We start from the raw sequence: 7,773 nt of genomic DNA on the forward strand, positions 1-7,773 counted from the left end.
CAGGAGGAAAAATATACATGGAACATATACTTGTGATAGCAGAAAAACCGAGTGTAGCTATATCAATTGCAAAGGTAATAGGAGCTACAAAAAAGAAAGATGGATACTATGAGGGAAATGGATATAAGGTATCTTGGTGTGTAGGTCATCTAATTCAGATGGCAAATCCGGACGCTTATGATGAAAAATACGCTAAGTGGAATATATCGGATTTACCGATTATTCCGAATCAGTACAAATTTGAAGTGGCAAAGGCTACAAAAAAGCAGTTCAATATCCTTAAAAAGCTGATGAATGATAAGGAGATTGAGACAGTTATCAATGCGTGCGATGCAGGAAGAGAAGGAGAAAGTATTTTTAGACTGGTATATAACGAAGCTAAATGCAAAAAGAAAATGCAACGTCTTTGGATTTCGTCAATGGAAGATAGTGCTATCAAAGAGGGATTTTCCAATCTAAAGAATGGTGAAGATTACGATAAGCTCTTTGAATCGGCACAGGCAAGAGCTATTGCAGACTGGCTTGTTGGAATGAATATCAGTAGGCTCTATTCTTGCCTGTATAAGCAAAATTACAGTGTCGGGAGAGTTCAAACCCCAACACTTTACATGATTGTAAAAAGAGATGACGAAATAAATAATTTTAAGAAAGAAAAATACTACACCGTAGAGCTTTCCATGAACGGCTTTACATTATCGACAGACAGAATTGATGATGAAATAACCGCAGAGCAGCTAATCAATTTAATAGGTGATAATATTGAAATAACTGATGTCATTCAAAAAGAAAAAATTACAAAGCCGGATTTACCCTTTGACCTGACAACACTTCAAAGAGAGTGTAATAAATATTTTGGATATTCAGCAAAGCAGACGCTTGATTATGCTCAAAGCCTATATGAAAAGAAACTAATTACCTATCCAAGAACAGACAGCAGATGCTTAACGGAAGATATGATTGTAAGTACGGTCAATAACATTTTAGGAAAAAATGATTTTGATACAGAGCGTATCAAGACGGTATTTAACTCAAAAAAGGTTACGGATCATCACGCTATTATTCCGACAGTAAGCTCGTTGAGTAAAGATTTATCGAGTATCCCTGATAGTGAAGCAAAGGTATATAGGCTTATTTCTAATAAGCTTCACGCAAGTGTAGGTTATCCATTAGTGGAAAATACAACAAAGATTGTAGCCGAATTTGACGGATTTGAATTTACAAGCTCAGGAAGGGTAATTAGAGACGAAGGCTTTAGCAAATACCTCAAAGAATACAAATCAAAAAAGAGTGAAGATGCTGTATTGCCTGATGTAAGTATTGGTGATGTTTTAAGCATTGAAAATAAAGAGATTAAAGAAAAATTTACCCAACCACCGAAACACTTTACTGAAGATATGCTTCTAAAGTCTATGGAGATTGCAGGAAATGAAGCCTTAGAAAAAGGTGTAGAAGTCGAAAGAAAGGGACTTGGAACACCTGCAACAAGGGCAGGAATTATAGAGAATTTGATTTATAAGGGTTTTGTCGAAAGAGATAAGAAAAACTTGATTGCCACGCATAAGGGGATCAGCCTTGTAACAATAGTATCCGATACCTTTAAGTCAGCGGAAACAACTGCAAAGTGGGAAATGGAATTAGCGGATATTGCCAAAGGGAAATCTTCCAAAGAAAAATTCTTGAAAGATATCGAAAGCGAGATACAGGAGGCAGTTTTAAAATATCGCAAGTAAGTGCCTGCTGATTTCAGAGTGGATAAAATCCTCTGGAAATGGTATAATATACAGATAAAATTTTTGAAAAGAGGAGGTATTATGCAGCTTTTAGATATAAAAAGAATGGCTCATAACATTCTTGAAAATCAAAACATAGAAAGCAGTTTTATCGAATATAAAAAGTCGGCAAATTTTAAAGATAAAATTCTAAAAACTGCTTGTGCCTTTGCCAATAACTATATGAACAATGAGATTGGATTGTTGTTTGTTGGAATTGAAGAAGTTGACGATAAAGAAACGGGAGAAAAGGCAATTCCGAAAAGACCGATAGAGGGGATAAAAGAGTCTAAAGTTGAAGGGATTGAAAATGAATTAAAATCTCTTCTTTCCAATATCCATCCTAAAATAAACTACCATATTATTACGGACAAAATTGATGATGAATATTATATTGTCGTTGCGGTAGAAAGTGGTAGTAACGGTCCGTTTCAAACAAGTGAAAGGGCAGAAAAAGATAAAGATATTCGATTAAAGGCAGGAAGATATATTAGAGTCGGTAGAGATTCAAGGCTTCCAAATCCAACCGAAGAATTTGAACTTTTGAAGAAATTTGCAAACTTTTCTTTTAGCTCAAACTTGAACGATACAGCTACCATAGATGATTTAAGCTATGAATATATGAAAGAATATCTGCTTCAAACAGGAGCAAAAAAAGATATTAGAGAAATGTCTAAGCTGGATATAGCAAAGAGTATGGGGCTTGTCAGTGAAAGTGAGTATGGCGGTTATAGAGCTAAAAATTTTGCTGTGCTGATGTTTGCAGATACACCAAATAAATTTATTCCAAATGCCCATGTTGAAATCATAAGAGAAATTGATGGAACTGATAAAATGGAATCAAAGAAATTTGATGGTCCGGTTTGGATACAGGCAAAGCAAGTCAGCAAATATTTTGAAGATAATATTATGGCTTCATATACCATAAGGGAAGCGGATAAAATCGAGCATAAGATTATCTATAACTATCCTCTTACGGCATTTGAGGAACTTGCTACTAACGCTATTTTGCATAAAGAATATGATACGCCTGAATATGTAGGGATATACATTTACAAGGACAGAATTTCTTTTGTGAATCATAATAGACCGCTCCCTCCTGTAACCATTGAGGCTCTTAACAGGGACAGAAGTTTTGATAGAAGGCAGTATCTTAATAAAGAACTTAAAGATATGTTCTTTTCCCTTAATCTGATAGAGTCTTACGGATCAGGAATAAGGCGTGCAAAAGATGCACTATTAGAAAATGGTTCTCCTGAGCTTAAGTTTTATCCAGACAATGAAGAAGATAACTATACCAATGCAGTGATGGGAGTGAATGAAGAATTTTTGAAAGAGTTTAATGGTAGTACTACCAAAGAAACTACCAAAGAAACTACCAAAGAAAAAAACAGCATCCAAGAACAGATAGTGCTTCTTATGAAAGACAATCCAAGTATTACTGCGGAACAGATAGCAAATGAGATTAAAGAAATAACAGCAGATGGAGTGCGATACCATATAAGAAATCTTAAAGCTCATGGAGTTATTAAAAGAGAAGGCTCTACCAAATCAGGTAAATGGATAGTGTTGAAATAGAATAAATAAGATCATAGAACCAAAAGGTGATTAGAGTAAAATCTAACCGCCTTTTTTGTTTGGAAAAACGAAGGAGGTAAAAATGCGAATAAATGATTTTCATAACATTTTGGAGCTTGTAAAACAAGATGTTTTGCAAAGCGAAGTAGAATATCTGAAGCTCTTAAAGGTTGTCGGAAACAATCAAAGATACGATTTTAGAAGTCAATTAAGTATCTATGATAAAAATTCTGAAGCGACAGCCTGTGCCAAGTTCGACTACTGGAGGGAACGTTTTAATCGAACAGTAATGCGAGGACAGAAAGGTATCCCCATTTTAGAGAACTATGGCACATTCAAAAAAGTGGACTATATTTTTGATATAGGTCAGACAGTTTCAAGAAACAGAGATGTCAACGAAGTAAATCTTTGGAAGTTTGACAAAGAAAATCATCAAGATGTATTAAAGGAAATGATAAAAAGCGAGGGCTATGAGGAAAGTGAAAGCACACTTGAAAACATCTTTTCTTTAAGCAGACTCTATGGTGATGAAAAAATAGATACCTTAATGAATGAACTTAGAGTAGCGGATGAGGATAGAATATCCTTTATCAAGTTTGTAAGGGACTCGGTAAGCTATGCGGTAGCGTCAAGATTTAAGTTAGATTATTCGATAGATTATGAACTTTTAAGAGAGAATTTTCAAAGACTTGACAGCATATCTCTAATGAGTCTTGGTGAAAGCGTATCGGATATTAGCGGAAAGATTATTGATGCGACCATTCAAAAAAGCAAAGAACTTGAGCTTCAAAAAGAAGTTTTAAGAGGAAAAGAAGCGGGATATAATAAGATTAAAGAAGAATTAGAGGAGGTAGAAGAATATGTACTTCGACGAGATGATCAGGGAAGAAATGAAAACGAGCGAGTTCTCCGAAATGGAGAGTACAGACGAGATAATAGAGAAAATCAGGGAGAATACGCTAAACAGCTTGGAGGAAGAGACGGACTTCATAAGGAAGTATCCAAATCCGACCTACGCAGTGATGAGGCTGGAGTTTCTTTCACAGAGCGAGGAGCAGAGCCACTTCGAGATGTTAGTAGATCTATACAAGGAGAAGAAGTTGACAGGACACCTGATGGACATTCAGAAACAAGCGATAGACTTTATGAGAACGGAGAAGCCGAAATTAATGGTAGCTTGGAAAATAGAGGACGAGAACGATCCGCAGTATGGGGCAATGATTTCAGCCCTCAAAGAAATGACAATCAAGGAAGTAGTGGAAATCTAAAAGAAAACACTGAGGTAGAGGTAAGAGAAGCTGATAAGGCTTCTTTTTCTTTACCTGAAAATTCTTATGGGCAGATACTACTTACTATCCCACTAACTGAGAAGGATATAGATACCGTTCTTGTTAACGGAGGAAATCACGATGGCGGGAGACTTCCTGTTATTGCTGAGTTTTCCAAAGAAAAAACAGTAGAAGAATTGGGAGAATACCTCAAAGATACCTTTAAAGGCGGAAACGGGTTTTACATTGATGAAAGAGAAGTATCTTCCTGGTATTCGGATAAAGGCATTCATTTAGCCTATGGAACTTCTGCAAGAGAAGATGATACGCAGGTTTTAAGTTGGAGTGATGCTGCAAAGAGGATAAATGAACTTCTTAATAGTGGGGAATTTGCTACAAATGTAGAGCTTTTAGAAGCTCTTGATTATGAAAGAGATCGGCTTTCAGAATCTCTATGGTATCTATCGCATGATTTAAGTGAAGAAGGAAAAGAGCAAGGATATTTTGAACTTTTTGAAAGAGGCGGGGGCTTTCCGGAAGAAACAAAAAGATTATCTGAAGCATTAAAAAATCCTGAGTATCTGAAAGAAACAATCAGAGAATATGACAGATTTTTAGAAGGATACAAAGAAAATAGGAATGTACTAAGGTTTCACTATCACAAGGTAGATAGCCTTTATCAGAAACTACAAGAACTTGAGCTGCCACGAAAGGAATATAGCACCAATTTGACAGAACTTCCGAAGGTAAAGTCCTTTATTACAGAAGATGAAGTCCTTGAAAGTCTTTCAAGAGGAAGTGGCGTTGATAGAGAAAAAGAACGAATCACCAAGTTTATTAAAGAAAATCATACGCTTCAGGAAAAAGCGAATTTCTTAAAAGACGAATATGGAGTTGGAGGACATTCCCATGCTGTTTCCGGAGCAATGGGAAGTGATGAATGGCACGATGCCAAGGGACTTAAATTACAGAAAAATGATTGTAATGATGTGTTTCTTACTTGGACAAGTGTTGCAAAGCATATCGACGAGCTGTTTTCTAAAAAACTTTATTTTGAAGAAAAGGAAACAGAAAGTACAAAAGAGATAGAAGAACCACAATATTATTCTAAAGATAATCCTGAAAACCTAATGACTGAAGAAATGCTTGAAAGAGTGCCGGAGCTATATGCACAGGAGGATGTAGCATTAGCGGATAAAGAGGTTCATGCTGCATATATTATACCTTTCCGTTCTAATTGGACTTGGTATATGACGGAATATGATAAAGAAAGCGGCGATGCCTTTGGACTGGTACTTGGGATTGAACCTGAATGGGGATATTTTAATCTTGAAGAACTAAAGGAATTAAATGCCCAAAGGCTTATTTTAGAAGATTTTCCAAAGACCTTTAGAGAGCTGAAAGATACAGACTTAAAAAGCAGATGGATGAGCGGGAGCTTCAATCCGTCTTTAACGGAGAACTTAGTTTTGAAAATAAAGCGGAACTTGAAGCATCTGAAGAAGCAGAAGAATTTACAAAGCCTGATGCAGTTCAAGCTACCTTATTTGATTACCTAAAGGATAGAGAAGAAGTAGAGCTTAATGAAAAAGAGGGAAACCATTTAGATGATTTTGCAGTTAAAGAGGGTAATACCGTCTATTTCAACCATGAAGAATATACTATAAAGGAGATTTCTAAAAACCAAATCACAGGAAGGAATGATTTATGGCTTGATCCGGTAAGAAGTGGAAATCATCAAATACCGGTTGTAACATTTGATGATAATGAGGACTTATTAAAGCAGGTAAGCCTTGAAAGACCAAACTTTATCGTTGGAGATGAAGTCAGATACAAGGATAAAGACTATACCATTACACGCTTTGATGATATGGGAAACAATCTAAAGACGGTAACGGTTAAGGACAATACAGAATATCTTGGCGGTATGATAACAGGCTCCGATGTGATTCCTTATCGTCTTGAAAGTGACCTTGAGAGGATATTTGAAAATCTGACATATCAGAATCCTGAAAAGACAACTGAAGAAATTGAAATAAATAAAGCTGATGCTCATAACTTCAAAATTAGAGAAGAAACGCTCCCTGAAAAGTTAAGTCCAAGCGAAAGGTTAAACCAAAACCTTGAAGCAATTTCTATGCTAAACAGAATCGAAAGTGGACAAAGAGAACTTGACAGTACAGCTCAGGAAGTTTTGGCAAAGTATGTCGGATGGGGCGGACTTGCTGATGTGTTTGATGAAAGTAAAGAGGGACAATGGGAAGTTGCAAGAAGTTTCTTAGAGGAAAATCTATCGCCATCTGAATATGAAGCTGCAAGAGAATCTACTCTAACGAGCTTTTACACACAGAAAACCGTTATTGACAGCATATATAAGACACTGGCAGGTATGGGATTTAAGCAGGGTAATATCTTAGAGCCATGTATGGGTGTCGGAAACTTTATCGGCAATATCCCTGATGAAATGAATAAGTCTAAGTTTTATGGTGTAGAGCTTGACTCGGTAAGCGGTCGAATTGGAAAACTCTTATATCCTGAAAGTGACATACAGATCAAAGGGTTTGAAGAAACTTCTTTTTCCAATAACTTTTTCGATGTAGCAATCGGTAATGTACCTTTTGGAGAATACAAGGTAAACGACAGAGAGTATAACAAAAATAACTTCCTTATCCATGATTATTTCTTTGCAAAGTCCATTGATAAAGTTCGTAACGGTGGTGTTATCGCCTTTATCACATCAAGCGGGACGATGGATAAAAAAGGACGAAAGTGTCAGACGCTACATTGCAGCAAGAGCAGAATTTTTAGGAGCCATCAGACTTCCAAATGATACCTTTAAGGGAGTTGCCGGAACGGAAGTAACGTCGGACATTATTTTCCTAAAGAAAAGAGACAGTATTAGAGAGCGTGATGAGGACTGGATACATCTATCTGAAGATGAAAAGGGACTTGTATATAACAAATACTTTGTAGATCATCCTGAACAGGTGCTTGGTTCTATGGAAGAAGTATCGGGAAGATTTGGAAATACTCTTGCTTGTCTACCGAAAGAAAATGCTGACTTAAAGGGATTACTTACAAAAGCAAGTGAAGGAAATCGTACTAAAGATGACAAAGTATGAAGAAATAGAGACTACTTGATGTATGAAATTACCTAC

The 7,773-nt window shown here is 36.3% G+C and carries 2 protein-coding genes and 1 pseudogene; all 3 read left to right on the forward strand.

The window, feature by feature from the left end; all coding sequences use genetic code 11:
* Positions 1-17 precede the first annotated feature (17 nt).
* Positions 18-1,730: a DNA topoisomerase 3 gene (locus tag STRPS_RS01380; protein WP_007895166.1), complete on the forward strand. Its 1,713-nt coding sequence runs from the start codon at positions 18-20 to the stop codon at positions 1,728-1,730.
* 81 nt (positions 1,731-1,811) lie between these two features.
* The gene (locus tag STRPS_RS01385) at positions 1,812-3,347 is read left to right on the forward strand and encodes an AlbA family DNA-binding domain-containing protein (protein ID WP_007895170.1); all 1,536 of its coding nucleotides are present in this window, start codon (positions 1,812-1,814) and stop codon (positions 3,345-3,347) included.
* An 82-nt stretch (positions 3,348-3,429) separates the two neighbouring features.
* Positions 3,430-7,747, forward strand: a pseudogene (locus STRPS_RS01390) (Eco57I restriction-modification methylase domain-containing protein); the annotation flags it as partial.
* Positions 7,748-7,773 lie beyond the last annotated feature (26 nt).

The sequence above is a fragment of the Streptococcus pseudoporcinus LQ 940-04 genome (genome assembly GCF_000188035.1).
Classification (GTDB): domain Bacteria; phylum Bacillota; class Bacilli; order Lactobacillales; family Streptococcaceae; genus Streptococcus; species Streptococcus pseudoporcinus.

Excerpts from the sequence above, each read along its gene's own strand:
- STRPS_RS01385 (WP_007895170.1), top strand. The coding sequence starts at position 1,812 with ATGCAGCTTTTAGATATAAAAAGAATGGCTCATAACATTCTTGAAAAT.
- STRPS_RS01380 (WP_007895166.1), top strand. The coding sequence starts at position 18 with ATGGAACATATACTTGTGATAGCAGAAAAACCGAGTGTAGCTATATCA.